26 protein-coding genes and 1 tRNA gene are annotated in these 22,784 nt (G+C 57.5%); 12 read left to right on the top strand and 15 right to left on the bottom strand.

Translation table 11 applies throughout. From position 1 onward, the window contains the following. Positions 1 to 23 precede the first annotated feature (23 nt). Positions 24 to 353: a metalloregulator ArsR/SmtB family transcription factor gene (locus ACQUTP_RS13185; RefSeq protein ID WP_004205342.1), complete on the bottom strand. Its 330-nt coding sequence runs from the start codon at positions 351 to 353 to the stop codon at positions 24 to 26. Between the two features lie 219 nt (positions 354 to 572). On the opposite strand from ACQUTP_RS13185, the gene ACQUTP_RS13180 reads away from it, so the two are divergent. Together ACQUTP_RS13180 and ACQUTP_RS13175 are read left to right on the top strand one after the other, a co-directional pair. Further along, a complete protein-coding gene (locus tag ACQUTP_RS13180; protein ID WP_004205341.1) occupies positions 573 to 866 on the top strand; it encodes a YciI family protein in 294 nt (97 codons plus the stop codon). Between the two features lie 18 nt (positions 867 to 884). Further along, positions 885 to 1,457: a DUF1349 domain-containing protein gene (locus ACQUTP_RS13175; protein WP_004205340.1), complete on the top strand. Its 573-nt coding sequence runs from the start codon at positions 885 to 887 to the stop codon at positions 1,455 to 1,457. 3 nt (positions 1,458 to 1,460) lie between these two features. On the opposite strand, the gene ACQUTP_RS13170 is transcribed toward ACQUTP_RS13175, so the two are convergent. Together ACQUTP_RS13170 and ACQUTP_RS13165 are read right to left on the bottom strand one after the other, a co-directional pair. Continuing rightward, the gene (locus ACQUTP_RS13170) at positions 1,461 to 1,724 is read right to left on the bottom strand and encodes a hypothetical protein (protein WP_017899808.1); all 264 of its coding nucleotides are present in this window, start codon (positions 1,722 to 1,724) and stop codon (positions 1,461 to 1,463) included. Positions 1,725 to 1,884: 160 nt separating this feature from the next. After that, a complete protein-coding gene (locus ACQUTP_RS13165; protein ID WP_285756521.1) occupies positions 1,885 to 2,784 on the bottom strand; it encodes a LysR family transcriptional regulator in 900 nt (299 codons plus the stop codon). Between the two features lie 138 nt (positions 2,785 to 2,922). Here ACQUTP_RS13165 and ACQUTP_RS13160 point away from each other — a divergent pair, with 138 nt between their 5' ends. Genes ACQUTP_RS13160 through ACQUTP_RS13145 form a run of 4 tightly spaced genes read left to right on the top strand, consistent with a single transcriptional unit; the run spans position 2,923 to position 5,673 of the window. Beyond that, entirely contained in the window at positions 2,923 to 3,231 is a 309-nt protein-coding gene (locus tag ACQUTP_RS13160) for a hypothetical protein (protein ID WP_004205336.1), read from the top strand. A gap of 2 nt (positions 3,232 to 3,233) precedes the next feature. Beyond that, the gene (locus ACQUTP_RS13155; RefSeq protein ID WP_048295566.1) at positions 3,234 to 3,797 is read left to right on the top strand and encodes an NAD(P)H-dependent oxidoreductase; all 564 of its coding nucleotides are present in this window, start codon (positions 3,234 to 3,236) and stop codon (positions 3,795 to 3,797) included. A 20-nt stretch (positions 3,798 to 3,817) separates the two neighbouring features. Beyond that, entirely contained in the window at positions 3,818 to 4,837 is a 1,020-nt protein-coding gene (locus ACQUTP_RS13150) for an aldo/keto reductase (protein WP_017899804.1), read from the top strand. 32 nt (positions 4,838 to 4,869) lie between these two features. Further along, positions 4,870 to 5,673, top strand: a complete 804-nt coding sequence (locus ACQUTP_RS13145; RefSeq protein WP_057212995.1) for a carboxymuconolactone decarboxylase family protein — start codon at positions 4,870 to 4,872, stop codon at positions 5,671 to 5,673. Positions 5,674 to 5,920: 247 nt separating this feature from the next. Here the strand turns inward: ACQUTP_RS13145 and ACQUTP_RS13140 are convergent, their stop codons facing one another. Next, entirely contained in the window at positions 5,921 to 6,838 is a 918-nt protein-coding gene (locus tag ACQUTP_RS13140) for a LysR family transcriptional regulator (protein ID WP_004205331.1), read from the bottom strand. A 129-nt stretch (positions 6,839 to 6,967) separates the two neighbouring features. Here ACQUTP_RS13140 and ACQUTP_RS13135 point away from each other — a divergent pair, with 129 nt between their 5' ends. Further along, entirely contained in the window at positions 6,968 to 8,356 is a 1,389-nt protein-coding gene (locus tag ACQUTP_RS13135) for an MFS transporter (RefSeq protein ID WP_048295570.1), read from the top strand. A gap of 167 nt (positions 8,357 to 8,523) precedes the next feature. Here ACQUTP_RS13135 and ACQUTP_RS13130 read toward each other — a convergent pair. Further along, positions 8,524 to 8,597: transfer RNA gene (locus ACQUTP_RS13130), tRNA-Gly, on the bottom strand. 80 nt (positions 8,598 to 8,677) lie between these two features. After that, positions 8,678 to 9,391 carry an amidase activator ActS gene (actS, locus tag ACQUTP_RS13125; RefSeq protein ID WP_017899801.1) on the bottom strand — a complete coding sequence of 238 codons (714 nt, stop codon included), beginning with the start codon at positions 9,389 to 9,391 and terminating at the stop codon, positions 8,678 to 8,680. A gap of 313 nt (positions 9,392 to 9,704) precedes the next feature. Here actS and idi point away from each other — a divergent pair, with 313 nt between their 5' ends. Beyond that, positions 9,705 to 10,259 (top strand): isopentenyl-diphosphate Delta-isomerase, encoded by a 555-nt coding sequence (idi, locus tag ACQUTP_RS13120; protein WP_004205328.1) that lies wholly within the window; start codon positions 9,705 to 9,707, stop codon positions 10,257 to 10,259. A 247-nt stretch (positions 10,260 to 10,506) separates the two neighbouring features. Here the strand turns inward: idi and lysS are convergent, their stop codons facing one another. The 5 genes from lysS to xerD all read right to left on the bottom strand — a co-directional run bounded on the left by lysS (position 10,507) and on the right by xerD (position 16,589). Further along, a complete protein-coding gene (gene lysS, locus ACQUTP_RS13115; RefSeq protein WP_094309127.1) occupies positions 10,507 to 12,024 on the bottom strand; it encodes a lysine--tRNA ligase in 1,518 nt (505 codons plus the stop codon). Between the two features lie 9 nt (positions 12,025 to 12,033). Next, a protein-coding gene (gene prfB, locus ACQUTP_RS13110; protein ID WP_095858446.1) for a peptide chain release factor 2 occupies positions 12,034 to 13,132 on the bottom strand; the annotation gives its coding sequence in 2 pieces (ribosomal slippage) (positions 12,034 to 13,056 and positions 13,058 to 13,132; 1,098 coding nt in all). An 85-nt stretch (positions 13,133 to 13,217) separates the two neighbouring features. Beyond that, positions 13,218 to 14,951 carry a single-stranded-DNA-specific exonuclease RecJ gene (gene recJ / locus ACQUTP_RS13105; protein ID WP_017899799.1) on the bottom strand — a complete coding sequence of 578 codons (1,734 nt, stop codon included), beginning with the start codon at positions 14,949 to 14,951 and terminating at the stop codon, positions 13,218 to 13,220. A 5-nt stretch (positions 14,952 to 14,956) separates the two neighbouring features. Further along, positions 14,957 to 15,670, bottom strand: coding sequence for a bifunctional protein-disulfide isomerase/oxidoreductase DsbC (dsbC, locus tag ACQUTP_RS13100; RefSeq protein ID WP_002916301.1), 714 nt, complete (start codon positions 15,668 to 15,670; stop codon positions 14,957 to 14,959). A 22-nt stretch (positions 15,671 to 15,692) separates the two neighbouring features. Continuing rightward, positions 15,693 to 16,589, bottom strand: coding sequence for a site-specific tyrosine recombinase XerD (gene xerD / locus ACQUTP_RS13095; protein ID WP_004144729.1), 897 nt, complete (start codon positions 16,587 to 16,589; stop codon positions 15,693 to 15,695). A 100-nt stretch (positions 16,590 to 16,689) separates the two neighbouring features. Here xerD and fldB point away from each other — a divergent pair, with 100 nt between their 5' ends. Further along, on the top strand, positions 16,690 to 17,211 hold the full coding sequence (fldB, locus tag ACQUTP_RS13090) for a flavodoxin FldB (protein ID WP_004205324.1): 522 nt from the start codon (positions 16,690 to 16,692) through the stop codon (positions 17,209 to 17,211). A gap of 6 nt (positions 17,212 to 17,217) precedes the next feature. Here fldB and ACQUTP_RS13085 read toward each other — a convergent pair whose 3' ends face one another. Together ACQUTP_RS13085 and sdhE are read right to left on the bottom strand one after the other, a co-directional pair. Continuing rightward, the gene (locus tag ACQUTP_RS13085; RefSeq protein ID WP_004205323.1) at positions 17,218 to 17,628 is read right to left on the bottom strand and encodes a protein YgfX; all 411 of its coding nucleotides are present in this window, start codon (positions 17,626 to 17,628) and stop codon (positions 17,218 to 17,220) included. Continuing rightward, entirely contained in the window at positions 17,609 to 17,875 is a 267-nt protein-coding gene (gene sdhE, locus ACQUTP_RS13080) for an FAD assembly factor SdhE (RefSeq protein WP_002916312.1), read from the bottom strand. The genes ACQUTP_RS13085 and sdhE overlap by 20 nt, the downstream gene beginning before the upstream one ends. A 245-nt stretch (positions 17,876 to 18,120) precedes the next feature. On the opposite strand from sdhE, the gene ygfZ reads away from it, so the two are divergent. After that, on the top strand, positions 18,121 to 19,104 hold the full coding sequence (gene ygfZ, locus ACQUTP_RS13075; RefSeq protein ID WP_049116109.1) for a tRNA-modifying protein YgfZ: 984 nt from the start codon (positions 18,121 to 18,123) through the stop codon (positions 19,102 to 19,104). A gap of 156 nt (positions 19,105 to 19,260) precedes the next feature. Here the strand turns inward: ygfZ and trhA are convergent, their stop codons facing one another. Then, a complete protein-coding gene (gene trhA, locus ACQUTP_RS13070) occupies positions 19,261 to 19,920 on the bottom strand; it encodes a PAQR family membrane homeostasis protein TrhA (RefSeq protein WP_004205319.1) in 660 nt (219 codons plus the stop codon). Between the two features lie 162 nt (positions 19,921 to 20,082). Further along, positions 20,083 to 20,394: a N(4)-acetylcytidine aminohydrolase gene (gene yqfB, locus ACQUTP_RS13065; protein ID WP_004205318.1), complete on the bottom strand. Its 312-nt coding sequence runs from the start codon at positions 20,392 to 20,394 to the stop codon at positions 20,083 to 20,085. Positions 20,395 to 20,443: 49 nt separating this feature from the next. On the opposite strand from yqfB, the gene ACQUTP_RS13060 reads away from it, so the two are divergent. Further along, positions 20,444 to 21,172 carry a MurR/RpiR family transcriptional regulator gene (locus ACQUTP_RS13060; RefSeq protein ID WP_004205316.1) on the top strand — a complete coding sequence of 243 codons (729 nt, stop codon included), beginning with the start codon at positions 20,444 to 20,446 and terminating at the stop codon, positions 21,170 to 21,172. Between the two features lie 118 nt (positions 21,173 to 21,290). Next, on the top strand, positions 21,291 to 22,724 hold the full coding sequence (bglA, locus tag ACQUTP_RS13055; RefSeq protein ID WP_004205314.1) for a 6-phospho-beta-glucosidase BglA: 1,434 nt from the start codon (positions 21,291 to 21,293) through the stop codon (positions 22,722 to 22,724). Positions 22,725 to 22,784 lie beyond the last annotated feature (60 nt).

Raw genomic sequence — 22,784 nt, 5'->3', positions numbered from 1 at the left:
TCATATATGATAAGATAAATTTTTTACCGGCAACCCGGCCCGTCAGTCAGTCTGCTGATCATCAGCCGCACATCGTCCTGCTGACTTAGCCAGGCCTGCTCAATCACCTGCGCCGCCCAGGCCGGCATCTGCGGAGAGAGGCGATAATGGACCCACTTACCCTGTTTTCGATCCCGCAGCAGCCCACTCTCCCGCAGCATTGCCAGATGGCGGGAGATCTTGGGCTGGGACTGGGCGAGCGCCGTACAGAGATCGCACACGCACAGCTCTCCCCGCGCCTTGAGCAACAGCACGATCCCCAGCCGGGTTTCATCGGCGAGGTTTTTGAACAGTTGCAGGGGTAATAAAGACATGGTTTCTCCTCAAGCGTGACGGACAGCATACGGGACCACGATTAAAGATCAATATACATTCGAAAATACATATATGTTTTTTTCACAGCTGCGATAAATCTCCCTGCAGTTGCAACACGCGCCTCCTGCTCAATAGCACGCAAAAATGCCGCGCTTTCTTTTATCCATCATTGAAATGTGTCAGGCTGAAGATCCCATCGGATTGACAGGGTTTTCAGGATGAGTACGATTTATGTGGTTGTTTTAACGTATATAAAACCGCTCGAAGAGATTGACAACGCGATCCCCGCCCACGTCGAATGGCTCAAAAAATGCTATGCTGACGGCCTCTTTCTCGCCTCCGGCCGCCGTATTCCTCGTACCGGCGGGGTGATTCTGGCGAAATGCGACAGCCGGGAAATTCTGGAATCGCGTCTGGGCCAGGATCCCTTCCAGCAGCTGGGCCTCGCCCATACGGAGATTATTCCCTTTGAGGCCAGCATGGCGTCGCCCGCGCTGCAGTCGCTGTTATAAGCCTGTTCCGGAGGAAAAATGCAGCCATCCTTTCACTGGATTAATGAACCTGCCGAGTGGCACCGCGATGCCGACGGCCTGACGGTGGTCACCGATAAGCATACCGACTTCTGGCGCCATACCTGGTATGGCTTCGAACGCTTCTCCGGCCATCTTTATGCCGCTGAGGTGGAGGGCGATTTTACCCTGCAGGCAAAAATCTGTGCGGATTTCACCACGCTTTACGACCAGGCCGGGCTGATGATGATGGCGGACGAGCAGACCTGGCTGAAAGCGGGGATTGAGTTTAATGACGATGCCCCGGCCATCGGCAGCGTGCTGACGTTAACCCACTCCGACTGGGCCACCGGGCTTTTCCCCGGCGACCCGCGCACTTTCTGGCTACGGCTGACCCGCAAAGGCGATGCGTTAAGGCTGCAGTATTCGACCGACGGCGAGCGCTGGCCGCTGCTGCGTCTTGGCTACTTTCCGCCAGGCCCGGTAAAAGCCGGCGTCATGTGCTGCTCACCGGAGCGCGGCGGACTGGCGGTTGCATTTCGGGATATTCAGCTTTCCCCGCCGCTGGACAAAGCGCTGCACGATCTGAGCTGAACGCTAGCGGGAAGACCCGACTTTCTCTGCATCCTGAGGGCCAGGATTGCAGGGTTCGCGGGTGCCGGGCAGGTAAAAATGGCCGTGCTTATCGGGATCGGTGCCGCCCGGGCACCCTGCCCGCCCCGAGGAATTATCGCTACTGCCGCCGTCCGAACCGTTGCCGCCGTCGGCGCCCGATATTACCGACTGGCCGTGATGGCCATGCGCTGCAGTCGCTGAAAACGCCACCAGCGCGAACACACAGACCATTAAGCGTCTGCCCATTGCTGCCTCTCCCTTATTGAAATTCCCCGCCCATCGCGTTGACGATGGGATAAGCCGTTACACCGCGATAAAAAACTGCTTTATCCGCAGGGAGTATAGGGTTAAGGCAGAGGGAAAGACAGTGCCGGTGTCTTCAGACATTTCGCACGCAAAATAGCCTTTATGCCGCAGTATGCGCTATCAGAAAATCAATCAGGGCTTTCACCCTTTTCGTTTTACCCGCGTTTTTCGGGTAATAGAGATAAACCGGCGGATAGGTTTTCCAGTAGTCCTCCATCACCGGTAGAAACTGTTCACGATCGGGCTGTAGCTGCCAGATAGGTTCAAACAAGCGGCCAATCCCCAGTCCATGGCGGATACCGTCTGCCATGACGTCAATATCATTGCTAATTAACTGCCCCGGCATCTCCACGGTGAGTTGCTCGCCGTGGTCATTGAGGATCAGCGGGAGGATACGGTGGTTGGTAATAAAGCGATAGCCAATCAGCCGGTGATGGATGAGATCGGCGGGCGACTCAGGCACGCCATATTCGGCCAGATAGGCTGAGGAGGCATATAACCCTTCGCGAAACGGTTTCATTAACGGGCGGGCGACCACCCCGCCTTCGAGAATATCGCCAAAGCGGATCCCAAGGTCGAATCGTTCTTCAATGATATTGACGGTACCGTCATAGACCGATATTTCCAGCTGGATCCCCGGGTATTGCTGACAGAAAGCCGCCATCGCCGGTTTAAGAATAAGCAGGTAGGCAAAGCGCGAGAGCGTAATTCTCACCGCCCCGGAGGGTTCCCGATTCTGGTCGCGGAGGCTCTCCAGCGATGTTTCCAGAACCTCGACCGCCGCAGCGGTTTGCTCCAGCAGCTGTTGGCCGGTTTCCGTCAGCTCGATTCGCCGGGTGGTACGCACAAAAAGCGGATGACCGATATGCTCCTCCAGCAGCTTAAGGGCATTGCTAACAGACGGCGGCGTGATTTCTAATTTCCTCGCCGCGGCCGAGATATTGCCTTCGCGCGCAATGCTCTGAAAGATGCGTATTTGATTATAAAGTGCGTTATTCATAGCATCTCCTTGCGACAGTCTCGCCTGATTATTAAGTACAGGCTAAATATTCTTAAGTCAATGACCGCCTAATCTTCACTCCCTGTGGCTCGTATACTTTTGTCTCTTCCCGCTGATAACGACTTTCCGGAGACAACGATGCGAATTTTATGTCTGGATATCCCCGCGCCCGGCGCAACGCTGGAACACTATGCGCCGCACCTTACCGCGGAAGCCCTCCATGCCTGGGGGCTGTATAAATCTGGCTTTATCCGCGACATCTATTTCCGTCAGGACCGACCCGGCGTCGCTATTTTCCTAGAGTGCGACACCGTGGAAGAGGCGAATAACGTCATGGCCGAATTTCCGCTGGCGAAGGCGGGTTTATTAACCTTCGAGTGTATTCCACTCGGCTCGTTTATTAACTGGGAAAACCTCTTCTCTGCCGAATTTAAACCTCAGGAGTAACGATGAGAAAGCCTCATATCCTTATCGTTTCCGGGCATCCGGATCTTAACCATTCCATCGCCAACGCCACCATCCTCGATGAGCTGGCGACCGCCCTGCCTGATGCGGAAATCCGTCGTCTGGACTGGCTCTATCCGGACGGCAAATTCAACATCGCCGCAGAGCAGGAAAGCCTGCTGCAGGCGGATGTGATTGTCTGGCAGTTTCCCTTTAGCTGGTATGGGCTGCCCGGGTTAATGAAACAGTGGCTGGACGAGGTCTTTGTCCACGGCTTCGCCCATGGCTCAACGGCGAAACTGGGTGGTAAAAAGCTGATCCTCTCCTTCACCACGGGAGCGCCACAGACGCTCTATACCGCTGACGGTTTCTTTGGCCATGCCATTGAGGAGTATCTCCTTCCCTTCGAGACCACGGCCAGGCTGTGCAATCTTGAGCTGCTGGCGCCGGTTTATACCTGCGGCATTAGCTACGCCGACCGGGATGCCGACAAAATCGCTCAGCAAAAAACGCGTGCCCGGGAACACGCGGCCAGACTGATCGCACGGCTTAAAACTCTGGTGGAATAACCCAAAGGGAGAAAATAAAGATGCAGTATACCCGGCTCGGGAAGAGTGACTTACTGGTCTCCCGCATCTGCATGGGATGTATGGGGTTTGGCGATCCGTCAACGGGCCAGCATCGCTGGACGCTGGACGAAACAGCCAGCAGGGAGATCATCCGCTACGCGCTGGAACAGGGCATCAATTTTTACGATACCGCCATCGCCTATCAGAACGGCTCCAGCGAACGGTACGTTGGCCGGGCGCTGCGGGAGATGGCAAAACGCGAGGATGTGGTGCTGGCCACCAAGTTTCTGCCACGAACCGCTGCCCAGATTGCCGGGGGGATCAGCGGAAAACAGGCGATCACCCGCTCGCTTGACCAGAGTCTGCGAAACCTCGGGATGGACTACATCGACCTCTACATTTACCACATCTGGGATTACAACACCCCGGTTATCGACGTGCTGGAGGCGCTGCATGCCGCTGTCGCCGCCGGCAAGGTGCGCGCGATTGGCATTTCCAATTGTTATGCCTGGCAGCTGGCGAAGGCGAACGCCCTTGCCGAACGCGAAGGGCTGACGTCCTTTGTTTCTGTGCAGAGCCACTACAACCTGATTATGCGTGAAGACGAACGAGAGCTGTTCGGGCTGTGCGCGGAAGATAATATCGCTATGACTCCCTATAGCGCACTGGCCAGCGGCCGTCTCGCCCGCTTAGAAGGCCACACGCGGCGAGCGGTGGAAGATGATTATGCCCGGGGCAAATACGACCGCACGGCAGAGCAGGATCGGAGCATTATTGCCCGCGTCGCCGAACTTGCCGAACGGCATCAGGTCTCCATGACCGAAATTTCGCTGGCCTGGCTGCTGACTAAAGTCACCGCCCCGGTGGTCGGTGCCACGCAAAAGCATCATGTTGACGGCGCGGTCAACGCTGTAGCCCTTCAACTGAGCCCGGAAGAAATCCGCTATCTGGAAGAAGCCTATCAGCCGCACTTCCTCACCGGCGTGATGGCGCAAAACACGCCGCAAACAAAAGACCATCCTCAGGTGTGGACGCGCTAACGATCCGCCCTGTGGATCGGAAAGGAGCAAATATGAAAAACGTGATTGCCGCGGCAGCCTTGTCGCTTGTGCTGTCTGATTTTGCTTATGCCAACGAACAAAGAGATGAAGCTATGATGAAAATTACCCCTTCTACCCTTACGGACGCTGATATTCAAGCGGTGTCGCCGGCGCTGGCGCGCTTCGGCCGCGAGGCCATCAGCAACGACCTCTGGCAACGTGACGCCCTGTCCGCCCGCGACCGTAGCATCGTGACCATGGCGATGCTGATTGCCCGCAACCAGCCAGGAGAGCTGAAGCACTATATTGCCGTCGCGCTCGATAGCGGCGTGACGCCAGCGGAAGTGTCAGAGATCATTACTCACCTCGCCTTCTACGCTGGCTGGCCCAATGCGATGTCAGCCGTCAGCGTCGCTAAAGCCATCTTTGAAGCCAGGGGCGTGACGGCAGAGGCCCTGCCCGCCGCCTCGCCGACGCTGCTGCCCCTCAATGAACAGGTAGAAAAGCAGCGTGCAGATACCGTGGAGAAAAATGTCGGCCCCATTTCGCCTGGCCTGGTTAAATTTACCGCCGACCCGCTGTTTCTCGACCTCTGGCAACGGCCCGCGCTTACCCCCCGCGACAGAAGCCTGGTGACGGTCAGCGCGTTAATCGCCGCCGGACAGAGCGCGCAGATTGGCTACCACCTGAACAGAGCGATGGATAATGGGCTTTCGGCTGAAGAGGCCGGAGAAGTGGTTGCCCAGGCGGCGTTCTACGCGGGATGGCCAAATGCGTTTACCGCTGCTCCTGTGGTCGGTGAGGTATTGCGATCGCGCGAGAGCAAAACTGAATAAAAAAGAATAAAGGGCAGGGAAGCTGTCCTTTATTCGTCGTTAATTGTTAATTTAAAGGTACCACGAGGGTTTTCGATTAGGTCTCACGGAATGAACATAAACGGTCTATCGAAGTATGGAGACTTCGATCGTGAGTCTGTTCAGATCGCTCATTGAGAAAATTTCCGTTCCGTATGCCGTCATGAGTCTCATCCTTTGAAAGCAGCGATCGCTGTGGCGAGACTGTAGCGCGGACATGTCTATTTGGTCAGGCCATGACTGACCTCCCCCCACCGCATATCGCAAGAATTTGCTTTCTCAGCCAGCGGTGACCGGGGTCGCGTTCCATCCTTGGGTGCCACATCTGCGATACCGTAATACGACGGCTTTTGAACGGCAGCTCGAAAACGTGTACCTGGTCCGTTACCTGCTGATTGAGTAAATAGAGTGCGGGTATCATGGCGATAAGATCCGATTCCAGCGCCACGGACAGTGCTGTCGGAAATCCCGGTACGACGCTCGCAATTTTACGTTTTGTCCCCAGTTCGGCCAGCGCATCGTCAACGGATCCGTGCAACGCGCCCTCGGGTGACGCTACCACATGGCCCCAGGCGACATAATCACCCACGCCTATTTCTGCCTGCTTAGCCAACGGGTGCCCTTTACGCACGACGCCAACAAACCGATCCTCAAACAGTCGTTGCAGCCGTATTTCTGGCCCCATATTACTCTGAACGCCAATCTCCAGATCAACCAGCCCTTCCCGAAGATAGCGCGACGTTTTTTCCGGCTTAGGCGCGAAGCGTATACAGACGTCAGGCGCGGCGTCGGCAACCGCTGCGATGAGCGCAGGCCCAAACGCCACCACAAAACCATCGTTTGCCCTGATGGTAAAAAGACGCGCCAGACTTCGCGCGCAGAACGTTTCCGTTGAGGGCTGCAATACTGCCCTGGCCTCGTGCACTGCACGCCTGGCGCGATCCCGGGTCGCTTCGGCCCACGGGGTCAGTACCATGTTACGCCCGGCGCGCACCAGAATCGGGTCTCCTGTGACATCGCGTAATCTGCTTAATGTTCGGCTCATGGCCGAGGTGCTGAGGTTCAGACGACGTGCCGCACCTGCGACACTCGCTTCACTCAGCAATATGTCGAGAGCTACCAGCAAATTAAAATCGGGATCAGACATTACCCTTTCTCCCAGCACATTAAGATAAGGCGTTTGATGCAACAATAAAGTGAAAATAGTGCGCCTTCCGCCTGGTAAAAGCCATCTTTATAGTTTTGTCATCCATACACTCTTCTCAGAGGACAAATGATGACGCTCTTTTCCAGCCAACCCGGCGACGAAGGACTGCCTGGCCCGGCGCGCGCACGGGTGATGGCCGCAATCATGACCACCACCTTAATGGGCGTGTTTGATGGCACCATGATCAACATTGCCCTGCCCTCAATGGCTCAGGAGATGCAGGTACCTGCCGGTATTGCCGTCTGGTTCGCCAACGGGTATCTGCTGGCGGCTGCGATGACGCTGGCGATATTCGCGGCGCTTGCGGCCCGTCTGGGTTATCGCCCCGTATTTCTGGCGGGCCTGACGACCTTTACCCTGACATCACTGGGTTGCGCGCTGGCGAATAAGCCCGAAGTGCTTATCGGTATGCGCGTGCTTCAGGGGATCGGCGGCGCGGCAACGCTGAGTATTGCCCCCGCAATACTCAGGTCCGTATTTCCCGGACGATTACTTGGCCGCATTCTGGGGTTCCATGCCCTGCTCATTGCCTCCAGCTCCGCTATCGGCCCGGTATTGGGTGGTACGATCCTTCACACCCTGAGCTGGCAATGGCTGTTTGCGATAAACGTTCTTCCCGGCACCCTCGCCTTACTGCTGGCGGTCAGAGCGCTGCCGCGGGATGCGATCCGTATACAGGCGCCCTTCGACACCCTGGGCGCCATATTGTCGGCGCTGCTGTTGGGTTCGACGATCATGGCGGCGAACAGCCTACAGAACGCCACTTATCAATTCGGCAGCCTTTGCTGGATGGCTCTCGCTGCGCTGAGCGGCATGGCTTTTATCTGGCAAATCCGCCGCACGGGTCATCCCTTACTGCCGCCGACCATGTTTAAAAATGAACGTTTTACCCTCGCGGCCTTCACGTCGATGATTGCTTTTGTCAGCCAGGGGATCACCTTTATTGCGCTACCCTTCCTGTTTCAGAGCGAATACGGCTACAGTCCGGTAGTGTCTGCCCTGCTGTTTACGCCGTGGCCATTAGGGATCGTGGTGATTGCGCCGCATGCAGGCCGTTGGGCGGACACGATATCAGCCCCGGCGATATCCACTCTGGGGCTGGTGATATTTGTCGTCGGTTTGATCCTGCTGGCGACGTTACCCGCCAGCCCTTCAATGTGGGATATCTGCCTGCGAAGTCTGGTGTGCGGAATAGGGTTTGGCTGCTTTCAGAGTCCCAATAACCGGGAAATGCTCTCAAACGTTATTCGTGAGCACGCGAGTTATGCGTCCGGTGTTTTATCCATTATGCGCACTTTCGGGCAGTGCCTGGGAGCCGCCGCTGTAGGCGTTCTGCTGGCAGCAGATGAAAGGGCAATTCATGTTGCGCTGTGGAGCGCCGCCGCGGCCTCTGCGGTATCGGTCGTCGTCAGCGCGAGCCGGTTGCGTAAAATCACTCATCCTGCGGAAACAGGATAAGTGCGAAAATATCACTAAACGCTACGACTCCAGCGCCAGCAGCGCAAAACGCCGATCCGGCAACCAAAGTGGAGTCCTCCGTCGGAGTTCAATAGACTAACAGAAAGCTATAACCGCTTATTTTTCAAGGGAAAATTGAGTTGGGTAGACTTCAGGAGACTTGAAATTGGAGCGGGCGAAGGGAATCGAACCCTCGTATAGAGCTTGGGAAGCTCTCGTTCTACCATTGAACTACGCCCGCGAAGAGGTGCGAGAAGCATTATAGCCCTTACGCACCCTGTGACAAGCCTGCCGGATGCTGACTGGCGATAAAATAACCTTTTAGCACTTAGGTTTACTTCCCTGCGGCGGCAGGTAACGCAGCGGATCGATGGCCGTCGCCCGGTAGCGGATCTGGAAATGCAGCCGCACTGAGTCGGCATCCGTACTGCCCATGGTGGCAATTTGCTGGCCGGCCTTCACGCTCTGGCCATTATTCACCATTAGCTTATCGTTGTGGGCATAGGCGGTGATGTAATCCTCGCTGTGCTTAATCATGATCAGATTGCCATAGCCGCGCAGCTGATTGCCGACGTAGACCACCTTGCCCGCCCCGGCGGCATACACCGGCTGACCGCGGGTTCCGGCGATATCAATGCCTTTATTGCCGCCATCGGCGGTGGAATAAGGCAGGACCACTTTGCCGCTGGTCGGCCAGCGCCAGCAGCGCTGTCCCACCGGCGGCCAGGAGGACTGAGGTACTGCGGACGAAGGCGTGACCGCCGCGGTGCGCGTAGAGGAAGATTTTTTCTTCGTTGTCTTCGTTGAACTGCTGCCGTTAAGCTTCAGCTTCTGCCCCACCTCAATGGTGTAAGGCGGGGAGATGTTATTCAGGCGGGCCAGATCGCGAACGCTGGTGCCGGTGGTGCGGGAGATGCCATACAGGGTATCGCCGCGTTTAACGGTGTAGGTCGTACCGGAATCGGAGGTGCTGGAGCAGCCAGCCAGCGCCAGGCTTACCACCAGCATCAGTGTCATATAAACGCGTTTCATCATCAGGCATCCTGCACTTAACACAACCACTTACCTCGCAATCAGGGCGAATATCATACCAGTCCGCGGCGCAGGGCGTCATCCCTGATGGCGAAACCAATCCCCCCAGCCATCGAATACGGCCCGTGACGAACAGTGATTACTGTTGGTGCCGCACGTCATGGTGGTCTTCCCCAACATGCGGGTGGCCGCTCACAGAGCCGCCTCCAGGGCTTGTTTTGGTAATGCCTTTCTGCCATTTATGGGCTAACCTAGTGGCCTGAGTACATGACCCGGCGGGTTTGTGCCGGGTCTTTATTTATTTTCAGGAGTCGTCATGGCCGGGGAACACGTCATTTTACTGGATGAGCAGGATCAGCCTGCCGGTATGCTAGAGAAGTATGCCGCCCATACGCTTGATACCCCTTTACATCTCGCGTTTTCCTGCTGGCTGTTTAACCAGCAGGGTCAGTTGCTGGTCACTCGTCGTTCGTTGGGCAAAAAAGCCTGGCCCGGGGTATGGACCAACTCGGTCTGCGGACACCCCCAGCAGGGCGAGACCTTCGAGCAGGCCGTCACGCGCCGCTGCCGCTTCGAACTCGGCGTGGAGATCGCCGACATCGCGCCGGTTCACCCGGCCTTCCGCTACCGGGCGGTCGCCCCAAACGGCATCGTTGAGAACGAAGTATGCCCGGTGTATGCCGCGCGCGTGGTGAGCGAAGTGCAGCCTAATGACGATGAAGTCATGGATTATCAGTGGGTTGACCTGGCAACGATGTTAAGCGCGCTGGCCGCCACGCCCTGGGCGTTTAGCCCGTGGATGGTGCTGGAAGCGGAAAATCGGGACGCCCGCCAGGCGCTGACCGACTTTGTTGCGCGTCTGCGCGGGTAAGCTGACTCGTCTCGCTGCCGCCACCACCCGGCGTAAAAAGCGGCGCCATAACTGTCATCGTTGCCTGGCGGCGCTACGCTTGCACAGGCCTACGGTTCTGCGCTGTTGCGTAGCCCGGATAAGGCGTTTACGACGCTATCCGGGAGCCCCCGGCCTGCGCTGAGTCGGGTTACGCCAGCCTTCAGACCTCACGTCAGACATAAAAAAACCCGGCAAGCCGGGTTTTTTTGCAATGCACAAGACGCGATTATTTCTGCGGACGCATTGCCGGGAAGAGGATCACGTCGCGGATGGTGTGGCTGTTAGTGAACAACATCACCATGCGGTCGATACCAATACCCAGACCGGCGGTCGGCGGCAGGCCGTGCTCCAGCGCGGTCACGTAGTCTTCATCGTAGAACATTGCTTCGTCGTCGCCTGCGGCTTTCGCATCAACCTGATCCTGGAAGCGCTGCGCCTGGTCTTCGGCGTCGTTCAGCTCGCTAAAGCCGTTACCGATCTCACGGCCGCCAATGAAGAATTCAAAGCGGTCGGTGATTTCCGGGTTCACGTCGTTACGGCGCGCCAGCGGAGAAACTTCCGCCGGGTATTCGGTGATGAAGGTTGGCTGGATCAGGTGCGCTTCCGCCACTTCTTCGAAGATCTCGGTCACGATACGGCCCAGACCCCAGCTCTTCTCCACTTTGATGCCGATAGACTCAGCGATCGCTTTCGCGGAATCGAAGTTATCCAGATCCGCCATCTCGGTTTCCGGACGGTATTTCTTGATCGCTTCGCGCATGGTCAGTTTTTCAAACGGCTTGCCGAAGTCGAACACCTGGTCGCCGTAAGGCACTTCAGTGTTGCCGAGGATGTCCTGCGCCAGGGTGCGGAACAGGGATTCGGTCAGCTCAATCAGATCTTTGTAATCCGCATAAGCCATGTAGAGTTCCATCATGGTGAACTCTGGGTTATGACGAACGGAGATCCCTTCGTTACGGAAGTTACGGTTGATCTCGAAGACGCGTTCGAAGCCGCCCACCACCAGACGCTTGAGGTACAGTTCCGGCGCGATACGCAGGTACATGTCCAGATCCAGCGCGTTATGATGGGTGATAAACGGACGCGCGGAAGCGCCGCCCGGGATCACCTGCATCATCGGGGTTTCCACTTCCATAAAGCCGCGGCCAACCATGAACTGACGGATGCCCGCCAGGATCTGCGAACGCACTTTGAAGGTATTGCGCGATTCATCGTTGGAGATCAGGTCGAGGTAACGCTGACGATAGCGCGCTTCCTGATCCTGCAGGCCATGGAACTTGTCCGGTAACGGGCGCAGGGCTTTGGTCAGCAGACGCAGCTCGGTGCAGTGGATAGACAACTCACCGGTTTTGGTCTTGAACAGCTTACCGCGGGCGGCAATGATGTCGCCGAGGTCCCACTTTTTGAACTGGTCGTTGTAAACGCCTTCCGCCAGATCGTCACGCGCCACGTACAGCTGGATGCGGCCGCCAACGTCCTGCAGGGTGACGAAGGACGCTTTACCCATGATACGACGGGTCATCATGCGGCCAGCCACGGCCACTTCAACGTTCAGCGCTTCCAGCTCTTCGTTTTCTTTGCCATCGAAGTCAGCGTGCAGTTGGTCAGAGGTATGGTCACGACGGAAATCGTTCGGGAAAGCGACGCCCTGCTCACGCAGCGCAGCCAGCTTCTCGCGACGGGTTTTCAGTTCATTATTAAGGTCAATTGCCGCGTCAGCGCCCTGTGCTTGTTGTTCAGACATGTTGGTTCCTCATAACCCTGCTTTCAAACTTGCTTCGATAAATTGGTCCAGGCTGCCGTCGAGCACCGCCTGAGTGTTGCGGGTTTCCACCCCGGTACGCAGATCTTTAATACGCGAGTCATCCAACACGTAAGAGCGGATCTGGCTGCCCCAGCCGATATCGGACTTGTTGTCTTCCATCGCCTGCTTCTCGGCATTTTTCTTCTGCATCTCCAGCTCATAAAGCTTCGCTTTCATCTGCTTCATGGCCTGGTCTTTGTTTTTGTGCTGCGAACGGTCGTTCTGGCACTGCGTTACCAACCCGGTCGGGATGTGGGTAATACGCACCGCGGATTCTGTACGGTTAACGTGCTGCCCACCGGCGCCGGAGGCGCGGTATACGTCGATGCGCAGATCGGCCGGGTTAATTTCGATATCGATATCGTCTTCGACTTCCGGGTAAACGAACGCGGAGCTGAAGGAGGTATGACGGCGGCCGCCGGAATCGAACGGGCTCTTACGCACCAGACGATGAACGCCGGTTTCGGTACGCAGCCAGCCGTAGGCGTAATCACCAATGATCTTGATGGTCACGGATTTAATCCCTGCGACTTCCCCTTCGGATTCTTCGATGATTTCGGTCTTAAAGCCGCGCGCTTCCGCCCAGCGCAGGTACATGCGCATCAGCATGCTGGCCCAGTCCTGGGCTTCGGTGCCGCCGGAACCGGCCTGAATATCAAGGTAGCAATCGGCGCTGTCGTATTCGCCGGAGAACATGCGGCGGAACTCAAGCTGCGCCAGCTTCTCTTCCAGCGTATCCAGCTCGGCGACGGCTTCGTTGAAGGTCTCTTCGTCGTCCGCTTCCACGGCCAGATCCAGCAGGCCGGCAACGTCTTCCAGCCCCTGCGACATCTGATCCAGGGTATCTACGATGGCTTCCAGGGAAGAACGCTCTTTACCCAGCGCCTGAGCGCGTTCAGGTTCGTTCCAGACGTCCGGCTGTTCCAGCTCGGCGTTTACTTCTTCGAGACGCTCTTTCTTGGCATCGTAGTCAAAGATACCCCCTAAGAACGTCGGAGCGCTCCGTGAGGTCCTGAATGCGGTTTTTTACCGGATTTATTTCAAACATGGTCGGTTTCTTTTAATGGATTTGTCAAAATGCGGTGATAAGAGCGGAATTCTACCGGATTCGCGCCCTTATTCATACACTGTTGTCAATTTGGCCAGAGGTGATCGATGATCAGCTGCAGGCTGCGGTTGCCGCGGAACTCATTGATGTCGAGCTTGTAGGCTAACTGGACTTCGCGCACGCCGTTGTCGGGCCAGATGGAAGTATCCACGTTGAAGGCGATACCGTCCAGCAGGGGGCCGCCGTCAACTGGCTCGACCATCACCTTCAGGTGACGCTCGCCCACTAGCCGCTGCTGCAGCAGACGGAAACGGCCGTCAAAGAGTGGTTCCGGGAACATCTGTCCCCACGGCCCGGCGTCGCGCAGCATCTGCGCTACTTCCATGCTCATCTCCGCCGCCGTCAGCGGGCCGTCGGAGACCACCTCGCCCTGCAACAGCGCAGGATCCAGCCACTCGGTCACCAGCTCGCCGAAGCGCTGCTGAAACTCCTCAAAGCGCGCCTCTTCCAGCGATAATCCTGCCGCCATCGCGTGGCCGCCGAACTTCAGGATCAGCCCCGGATAGAGCGTATCAAGGCGCTCCAGCGCATCGCGCATATGCAGCCCCTGAATGGAGCGGCCAGAGCCTTTCAGCGTGCCGTCGCCGGTGGGCGCAAAGGCGATCACCGGCCGGTGGAAACGTTCCTTAATTCGCGAGGCGAGGATGCCGACCACCCCCTGGTGCCACTGCGGATGGTACATCGCCAGCCCGCCGGGCAGGGTGTCGCTACTGCGTTCCAGCTGTTGACACAGGGTTAACGCTTCCGCCTGCATCCCCTGCTCGATCTCTTTGCGCGTCTGGTTGAGCGCGTCAAGCTCGTTGGCTAACACGCGCGCTTCGCCGATGTTATCGCACAGCAGCAGCGCGACGCCGACCGACATGTCGTCCAGCCGTCCCGCCGCGTTCAGGCGCGGCCCGAGGGCGAAACCGAGGTCGCTGGCCGCCAGCTTTTGCGGATCGCGGTTGGCAATCTCCAGCAGCGCCTTAATGCCGGGCCGGCACTTGCCGGCGCGAATGCGGCTTAACCCCTGCCAGGTGAGAATACGGTTGTTAGCATCCAGCGGCACGACGTCGGCAACGGTGCCAAGCGCCACCAAATCCAGCAGCTCGGCAAGGTTCGGCGCGGCGATGCCGCGGGCGTTGAACCAGCCGTTATCACGCAGAAAGGTGCGCAGCGCCAGCATCAGATAGAACGCCACCCCCACCCCGGCCAGCGATTTCGATGGGAAGTCGCAATCGCGCAGGTTAGGGTTAACGATGGCCTCCGCCGCCGGCAGCGTCTCCCCCGGCAGGTGGTGATCGGTCACCAGCACCGGGATCCCCAGCGCATGGGCATGATCGACGCCGGCATGGGACGAGATCCCATTGTCGACGGTCATGATCATCTGCGCGCCGCGGGCGTGAGCCTGATCGACCACTTCCGGGCTTAAGCCGTAGCCGTCTTCAAAACGGTTCGGCACCAGGTAGGAGACGTTGCCGTAGCCCAGCGCGCGCAGGGCCAGCACGCTGAGCGCGGTGCTGGTGGCGCCGTCGGCGTCAAAATCGCCGACCACGACAATGTGCAGCCCTTTCTGGAATGCGTCGTGCAGCATCCCGACCGCTTTTTCAACGCCGGTGAGCTGTGTCCAGGGGAGCATGCCTTTGACGCTGCGCTCCAGCTCCTGGGCGCTGCGCACCCCGCGGCTGGCATACAGCCGCTGCAGCAGCGGCGGCAGATCGGCGGGTAAATCGACGCCGTCAACCGCCTCGCGGCGGCGTAGTTGTATCTGTTGTTTCACGCGAATCAGTTACCGCTTGTCTGTTTTTTATGCTCGTCGAGGAACGCCTTCAGCTCTTTCGGCCCCTGATAGCCCGGCAGCACCATGCCGTTGCTGAGGACCATCGCCGGGGTGCCGTTGACGCCCATCTGCACGCCGAGGGTGTAATGTTTGGCGATATCCACGCTGCAGCTCGCCGGCTGCACGCCCTTGCCGTTCATGGCGTCATCCAGCGCTTTGTTGCGATCTTTCGCGCACCAGATGGCCTTCATGTCCTGCTCCGCCTGGCTCTGCAGCCCCTGGCGCGGGAAGGCCAGGTAGCGCACGGTGATCCCCAGCGCGTTGTAGTCGCTCATTTGCTCATGCAGCTTGTGGCAATAACCGCAGGTGATGTCGGTGAAGACGGTAATGACGTGCTGCTCCTTCGGCGCTTTGTAGACAATCATTTCGTTGCTCAGCGCGTTCAGCTTCCCCAGCAGCAGCTGGTTAGTGACGTTGACCGGCTGCGCGCCGCTCACGTCGTACATCGGCCCCTGGATGATGTGCTTGCCATCGTCGGTGACATACAGCACGCCGCTGTCGGTCAGCACCGTGCTCATCCCGGAAACCGGCGACGGTTGAATATCGGTGCTCTGTACACCCAGCTTCGCCAGCGACTGTTTAATTGCCGCGCTATCGGCATGCGCCGCCCCGGAAAGGGAAGCCGCCAGCAGGGTGAACATCAATAAACCTTTTTTCATACTCAGTCCTTTTATTCAGCACTCACGCCCGCGGGTGGTGCTGTTGATGAAGTTGTCGCAGACGCTCGGTCGCCACGTGGGTGTAAATCTGCGTGGTGGAGAGATCGCTGTGTCCTAACAGCATCTGCACCACACGCAGGTCGGCGCCATGATTGAGCAAATGCGTGGCGAACGCATGGCGCAACACGTGCGGGGAGAGCTTTTCGCTGTCGATCCCCGCCAGCACGGCATAGTGTTTAATCCGGTGCCAGAAGGTCTGGCGCGTCATCTGCTGGGCGCGCTGACTGGGAAATAAGACATCCGACGCCACGCCGTTCAGCAGCCAGGGGCGACCATACTCGAGGTAATTTTCCACCCACAGTACCGCCTCTTCCCCCAGCGGCACCAGCCGCTCTTTGTTGCCTTTCCCCACCACCCGCAGCACGCCCTGTCGCAGGCTGATGTCGCTCATCGTCAGCCCCACCAGCTCCGAAACGCGCAGGCCGGTGGCATACAGCACCTCCAGCATCGCTTTATCGCGCAATTCCAGCGGCTGCTCCACCAGCGGGGCCTGCAGCAGACGCTCAACCTGCGCCTCACTGAGATCCTTCGGCAGCCGCTGCGGCAGCTTTGGCGAGGCCAGCAGCGCGCTGGGGTCGTCCGGGCGAATTTTTTCCCGGTACAGATGCTGGAAGAAGCGACGCACAGCGCTCAGCAGGCGCGCGGTGCTGGTGGCTTTATAGCCGCCGGACTGCCGCTCGGCCAGCAGCGCCTGCAGGTCGTCGCTGCCGACGCTTGCCAGCGACAGACCGCGATGGTGCAGCCACTCCACGAGCATCGTCAAATCACGACGATAGGCGCTGAGCGTATTCTCCGCCAGGTTGCGCTCCAGCCAAAGGGCATCGAGAAACTGTTCGATTAGTGCCAGATCCTGTTTCACATCGGCCTCTTTGTTCGTTAAACGCTCTCATTATGCCTTAAGAGGACGCCTTTCTGGTACACTGCCCGCCATTCACGGCAAGAATCGAGATGTTTACGCGATGAATATAGGTCTGTTTTACGGCTCCAGTACCTGCTATACCGAAATGGCCGCGGAGAAAATCCGCGATATCATCGGCCCCGAGCTGGTGACGCTGCACAATCTGAAAGATGACTCCCCCGCGCTGATGAGCCAGTACGACGTACTGATCCTCGGCATCCCGACCTGGGATTTCGGCGAAATTCAGGAAGACTGGGAAGCGGTCTGGGACCAGCTGGACACCCTGGACCTGGAGGGAAAAATCGTCGCGCTCTACGGCATGGGCGATCAGCTGGGCTACGGCGAATGGTTCCTTGACGCGCTGGGCATGCTGCATGACAAGCTGGCGACCAAAGGCGTGAAGTTTGTCGGCTACTGGCCAACCGAAGGCTATGAGTTCACCAGCCCGAAACCGGTGATCGCGGATGGCCAACTGTTCGTTGGCCTGGCGCTGGATGAAACCAACCAGTACGACCTGAGCGACGAGCGCATCCAGAGCTGGTGCGAGCAGATCCTCGGCGAAATGGCCGAACACTTTTCCTGACGCGGCTTACTCCTGCGCCGGTTTTTGCAGCACCAGCCGGCGCAGATCGCGCCACTCTCCGGCGTCCATGCTGTCCGCCGCCAGCCAAAGATGCTGTCCGCGCCGGGTATCGACATGGCGCAAACGCAGCAGCATACCGCTATTGATGACCCACGGCGTCCCGAGGATCTCCCAGTCGGCGTTTTGCCAGCGCAGCCGGGAATCGGTGAGCAGTTTTATCTCCCCGCGACGGGCATGGATCCGTCGCTGGCTGCGCACACAGTCAAAGACCACCAGCGACAGCAGCAGCAGCCAGATCGGGGTGTAGCTTAACGGCCAGGGAACCAGCAGCACCAGCGCCGCCACAACGCCGTGGAGCAGCAGAGAAAACCACTGCGCGCGCCAGGAGATACGGAGATCAGATTGCCACAGGACCACGTTCCCGATTCCGTGTCTGAATTAAGGTTACCATCCGCTGCAGCTCCGCATCGGCCGGTTTGCCATGGTTCATCAGCCAGTTGAATAGATCCGGATCGTCATTTTCCAGCAGGCGAATGAACAGCTGTTTGTCAGCGTCGCTGAGGGTATCGTACTCATACTCAAAGAACGGCATGATGGAGATGTCGAGTTCGCGCATCCCGCGGCGGCATGCCCAGTGGATACGAGCTTTATTGTTAATGTCCATGTTGACCTTCCAGCAGCAAAATATTGGTTAGTTTAACCCGTTTTCTGCCGTAACTTTACAGGAATATCGCTGAATGCGAGCATCCTTCCATAAAAACCATAAAATAATGATGGGCTTATTGTTTTCCCACGCCGGGCCTTCACCAAACGTCAGCGCACAAATGGCCTGTTGAAAGCACTTGCAATGCACTATAGCTCTTTTACCATTGGTCACACACACTGCGTTAAGCGATTCAGGATATGACTATGGCTTTTACACCTTTTCCTCCGCGTCAGCCTTCCTCTTCCGCTCGTCTGCCGTTAACGCTGATGACCCTGGATGACTGGGCGCTGGCGACGATTAGCGGGCCAGACAGCGAAAAATACCTGCAGGGGCAGATTACCGCCGATGTGAGCAGTCTCACCGATGCTCAGCATCTGCTTGCCGCCCACTGTGACGCCAAAGGCAAGATGTGGAGCAACCTGCGCGTATTCCGTCGCGACGGCGGCTTCGCGTGGATTGAACGCCGCAGCCTGCGCGACGCGCAGCTGACCGAGCTGAAAAAATATGCCGTCTTCTCCAAAGTCACCATCGCCGCCAACGACGATCTGGTTCTGCTGGGGGTGGCCGGCTTCCAGGCGCGCGCCGCGCTGGCGCCGCTGTTCGCCGCTCTGCCCGACGCCGCCACTCCGGCGGTCAGCGAAGGCGCCACCAGCCTGCTGTGGTTTGAGCACCCGGGCGAGCGCTTCCTGCTGGTGACCGATGTCGACACCGCCAACCGCGTCACCGACGCGCTGCGCGGCGAAGCGCAGCTCAACAACAGTCAGCAGTGGCTGGCGCTGAATATTGAAGCCGGTCTGCCGGTTATCGACAGCGCCAACAGCGGGCAGTTCATTCCGCAGGCCACCAACCTGCAGGCGCTGGGCGGCATCAGCTTCAAAAAAGGCTGCTACACAGGTCAGGAGATGGTGGCGCGGGCGAAATTCCGCGGCGCCAATAAGCGCGCGCTGTGGACGCTGTCAGGTACCGCCAGCCGGGTGCCGGAGGCCGGAGAAGATCTGGAGCTGAAGATGGGCGACAACTGGCGCCGCACCGGTACGGTGCTTGCGGCGGTTCAGCTGGATGATGGCCAGCTGCTGGTGCAGGTGGTGATGAATAACGATATGGAGCCGGACAGCATCTTCCGCGTGCGCGACGATGCCGGAAGCCTGCGCATCGAACCGCTGCCCTATTCGCTGGAAGACGTGTAATTAAGCGTTATGACTCCCGGCTTGCGGCGCTTTCGCCTTAGCCGGGCTACCCGGCCGCAGTATATTGTAGCCACGGTAAGCGTAGCGCCACCGTGGAATTTCCAGGCCGTAGCGTATCGTAGCCACGGTAAGCGCAGCGCCACCGTGGGATGTTTATCAGGACTGGCCGATGTAAAGATAGATCGCCAGGAAGTGACACACGCTGCCGCCGAGCACGAAGCCGTGCCAGATAGCGTGGTTATAGGGAATACGTTTGCAGACGTAGAAGATGACCCCCAGTGAGTACACCACCCCGCCAACCGCCAGCAGCGTTACGCCACCCACCGCCAGCTTCACCGCCAGCTGATAGACCACGATAAGCGACAGCCAGCCCATCGTCAGATAGGTCACCAGCGACAGAATTTTAAAGCGGTGCGCGATGGTCAGCTTAAACAGGATCCCCAGCAGCGCCAGGCTCCAGATGACGATCATCAGCCCCTTCGCCAGCGGAGAGTTCAGCCCCACCAGCAAAAACGGCGTATAGGTCCCGGCGATTAACAAGTAGATAGCGCAGTGGTCGAATTTCTTCAGCCACTGTTTCGCCCGCTGATGCGGGATCGCGTGATAGAGCGTGGAGGCGAGGAACAGCATAATCATGCTGCCGCCGTACAGGCTGTAGCTGGTGATCGCCGTCGCGCTGGCGTTGGTGTCCACCGCCTGCACCAGCAATAGCACGAGCCCGACGATACCGAACACCAGCCCGATCCCGTGGCTGATGCTGTTGGCAACTTCCTCTGCCAGAGAATATCCCTGAGTGATTAATGGTTTGCGCACCATATTGGACTCCTGAAAACAAGAACGCTTTCATTGCTCACTTAGGGTAACTGAGAATGATTCCAGTGAACACCTGTTAGCTAAAATAAAAAGATGTATATTTGTAAATACATTAAAATCAAAAGGTTAAATTTTTATTTCAACTCACAGCTGTTCCTGCTTACCTTAAAGCGTTTTGAATTCAATGACATAAAACTGGCTCTCGCCAGGATAGATGTCGCTGATGACCTGCCGCAGCTGCCCCAGGGTCATATTCTCCTGTTGAGCATGCTGTTCAGTCAGCGTATCGAGGGTCACTGTCGAGGTCGCGGTCACGGCGATGGTGCAAAAATAGCCGTCGTCTTCATAGCGCCCAACGCGCAGCACATCGCCGACCTTAAAGTGCGACTCCGCCGCATCGCGAATAGTAATGGTTTTGCGCCCGGCGAGGATGTCGTTCTGAAAACGCTGAAAAAAGGTAATGTCATTGGCCTGCATGATATAATTCCGTCCTGGTCATTATGAATTGTGAGTTCGCCCTGTGAGTATGTTCTCCCACGCCGCTGTCGCCAGTCTCAATAATCTTGAGATGATGGTCTACCACTACGTCATAAAGAATCGCGACAAAGTGATGTACATGACCATCCGCGAACTGGCCGAAGCCGCCGGCGTCTCCACCACCACCGTGTTGCGCTTCTGCCGCAAACTGCAGTGCGAGGGCTACTCTGAATTTCGCGTACGTTTTAAATTATATCTTGAGCAGAACGAGCCTCAACAGGCAAATATCGGCGCCAGTGAAATCATGAGCTTTTTTAAAAGCGTTAATAATGACGAGTTCGATGGGTTACTAGACCAGGCCGTCGATATTATTCTCGCCTCAGAACGTATTATTTTTGTCGGCGCGGGCACCTCGGGCGCGCTGGCGAAATACGGCGCCCGTTTCTTCTCCAACGTCGGGAAATTTAGCAACCATATTGACGACCCCTATTTTCCGGTGACCAACGATATGGCCCGCAACGCGCTGGCGATCGTGCTTTCCGTCTCCGGCGAAACAGAAGAGATCCTGCGTTTCGCCAGCCAGTTCAGCCTGCATCATTGCAAGGTGATGTCGATTACCAGTCACGAGCATTCGCGGCTGGCCAAACTGGCCGATTTCAATCTCTCCTGGCACGTCCCGCAGACCCGCATTGGCGGCGTCTACGATATTACCACGCAAATTCCAGTGATCTATATTCTCGAATCGCTCGGGCGTAAATTAGCGCGCAAAATCAGCTAAAAATAACAGCCTGTTTTTTTGATGTAACATATTACCTTTGGAGAAATTTGTTATATCGTGACATTCAATTTCACTTTGCTAGACTCGAGCGCAATAGTTATTAGAGAGATTAGCCAGGATGAAAAAATTAACCCTTCCGAAAGATTTTTTATGGGGCGGCGCGGTTGCCGCGCATCAGGTTGAAGGCGGCTGGGATCAGGGCGGCAAAGGCCCCAGCATCTGCGACGTGCTGACCGGCGGGGCGCACGGCGTGCCGCGTGAAATCACCCACCAGGTGGAAGCCGGCAAATATTACCCCAACCACCAAGCGGTCGATTTCTACGGCCGCTACAAAGAAGACATCAAACTGTTCGCCGAGATGGGCTTCAAATGCTTCCGCACCTCCATCGCCTGGACCCGCATCTTCCCGCAGGGTGACGAAACCCAGCCGAATGAAGAGGGACTGAAGTTCTACGACGACATGTTCGACGAGCTGCTGAAATACAACATCGAGCCGGTGATCACCCTCTCCCACTTCGAGATGCCCCTGCACCTGGTGCAGCAGTACGGCGGCTGGACCAACCGCAAAGTGGTCGATTTCTTTGTGCGCTTTGCCGAAGTGGTTTTCGAGCGCTATAAGCACAAAGTGAAATACTGGATGACCTTCAACGAGATCAACAACCAGCGCAACTGGCGCGCGCCGCTGTTCGGCTACTGCTGCTCCGGGGTGGTCTATACCGAGCATGACAATCCGGAAGAGACCATGTACCAGGTGCTGCACCATCAGTTCGTCGCCAGCGCGCTGGCGGTGAAAGCGGCGCGGCGCATCAACCCGGACATGCAGGTCGGCTGCATGCTGGCGATGGTCGCCCTCTACCCTTACTCCTGCAAACCGGAAGATGTCATGTTTGCCCAGGAGTCGATGCGCGAGCGCTACGTCTTTACCGACGTCCAACTGCGCGGTTACTACCCGAGCTATGTGCTGAATGAGTGGGAGCGCCGCGGCTTCAACATCAAGATGGAAGATGGCGATGCGCAGATCCTGCGCGAAGGCACTTGCGCTTACCTCGGCTTCAGCTACTACATGACCAACGCGGTGAAAGCCGAAGGCGGCACCGGCGACGCCATTTCCGGCTTCGAAGGCAGCGTGCCGAACCCGCACGTCAAAGCCTCCGACTGGGGCTGGCAGATTGACCCGGTCGGTCTGCGCTATTCCCTGTGTGAACTGTATGAGCGCTACCAGAAGCCGCTGTTTATCGTCGAGAACGGCTTTGGCGCCTACGATAAAGTCGAAGCCGACGGCAGCATCAACGATGACTACCGCATCGACTATCTGCGCGCCCACATCGAAGAGATGATCAAAGCGGTCACTTATGACGGCGTCGATCTGATGGGCTATACCCCATGGGGCTGCATCGACTGCGTCTCCTTCACTACCGGGCAGTACAGCAAACGCTACGGCTTCATCTACGTCAACAAACACGACGACGGCACCGGCGACATGTCCCGCTCGCGCAAGAAGAGCTTTAACTGGTACAAAGAAGTCATCGCCAGCAACGGCGAGAATCTGTAATTGACCGCCCTCTCCCGGCCGGGAGAGGGCAAATCGCTTATCTGCCAGACACTTCTTTAC

The sequence above is a fragment of the Klebsiella sp. 2-CIP_Kleb. genome, from assembly GCF_050378715.1.
In the GTDB taxonomy this organism is placed as follows: Bacteria; Pseudomonadota; Gammaproteobacteria; order Enterobacterales; family Enterobacteriaceae; genus Klebsiella; species Klebsiella quasipneumoniae.
Note: the sequence above shows the minus strand (reverse complement) of the source record. Positions and strands in the feature narration are given on the sequence as shown.

Bases quoted from the DNA above. Each gene is read 5' to 3' on its own strand.
- ACQUTP_RS13185 (WP_004205342.1), bottom strand. From the start codon at position 353: ATGTCTTTATTACCCCTGCAACTGTTCAAAAACCTCGCCGATGAAACC.
- ACQUTP_RS13170 (WP_017899808.1), bottom strand. From the start codon at position 1,724: ATGGGCAGACGCTTAATGGTCTGTGTGTTCGCGCTGGTGGCGTTTTCA.
- idi (WP_004205328.1), top strand. From the start codon at position 9,705: ATGGCCGGGGAACACGTCATTTTACTGGATGAGCAGGATCAGCCTGCC.
- dsbC (WP_002916301.1), bottom strand. From the start codon at position 15,670: ATGAAAAAAGGTTTATTGATGTTCACCCTGCTGGCGGCTTCCCTTTCC.
- ACQUTP_RS13165 (WP_285756521.1), bottom strand. From the start codon at position 2,784: ATGAATAACGCACTTTATAATCAAATACGCATCTTTCAGAGCATTGCG.
- ACQUTP_RS13150 (WP_017899804.1), top strand. From the start codon at position 3,818: ATGCAGTATACCCGGCTCGGGAAGAGTGACTTACTGGTCTCCCGCATC.
- sdhE (WP_002916312.1), bottom strand. From the start codon at position 17,875: ATGGACATTAACAATAAAGCTCGTATCCACTGGGCATGCCGCCGCGGG.
- ACQUTP_RS13135 (WP_048295570.1), top strand. From the start codon at position 6,968: ATGACGCTCTTTTCCAGCCAACCCGGCGACGAAGGACTGCCTGGCCCG.
- fldB (WP_004205324.1), top strand. From the start codon at position 16,690: ATGAATATAGGTCTGTTTTACGGCTCCAGTACCTGCTATACCGAAATG.
- ACQUTP_RS13140 (WP_004205331.1), bottom strand. From the start codon at position 6,838: ATGTCTGATCCCGATTTTAATTTGCTGGTAGCTCTCGACATATTGCTG.
- ACQUTP_RS13180 (WP_004205341.1), top strand. From the start codon at position 573: ATGAGTACGATTTATGTGGTTGTTTTAACGTATATAAAACCGCTCGAA.
- lysS (WP_094309127.1), bottom strand. From the start codon at position 12,024: ATGTCTGAACAACAAGCACAGGGCGCTGACGCGGCAATTGACCTTAAT.
- yqfB (WP_004205318.1), bottom strand. From the start codon at position 20,394: ATGCAGGCCAATGACATTACCTTTTTTCAGCGTTTTCAGAACGACATC.
- ACQUTP_RS13060 (WP_004205316.1), top strand. From the start codon at position 20,444: ATGTTCTCCCACGCCGCTGTCGCCAGTCTCAATAATCTTGAGATGATG.
- trhA (WP_004205319.1), bottom strand. From the start codon at position 19,920: ATGGTGCGCAAACCATTAATCACTCAGGGATATTCTCTGGCAGAGGAA.
- ACQUTP_RS13155 (WP_048295566.1), top strand. From the start codon at position 3,234: ATGAGAAAGCCTCATATCCTTATCGTTTCCGGGCATCCGGATCTTAAC.
- ACQUTP_RS13145 (WP_057212995.1), top strand. From the start codon at position 4,870: ATGAAAAACGTGATTGCCGCGGCAGCCTTGTCGCTTGTGCTGTCTGAT.
- ACQUTP_RS13175 (WP_004205340.1), top strand. From the start codon at position 885: ATGCAGCCATCCTTTCACTGGATTAATGAACCTGCCGAGTGGCACCGC.
- ygfZ (WP_049116109.1), top strand. From the start codon at position 18,121: ATGGCTTTTACACCTTTTCCTCCGCGTCAGCCTTCCTCTTCCGCTCGT.
- ACQUTP_RS13160 (WP_004205336.1), top strand. From the start codon at position 2,923: ATGCGAATTTTATGTCTGGATATCCCCGCGCCCGGCGCAACGCTGGAA.
- bglA (WP_004205314.1), top strand. From the start codon at position 21,291: ATGAAAAAATTAACCCTTCCGAAAGATTTTTTATGGGGCGGCGCGGTT.
- actS (WP_017899801.1), bottom strand. From the start codon at position 9,391: ATGATGAAACGCGTTTATATGACACTGATGCTGGTGGTAAGCCTGGCG.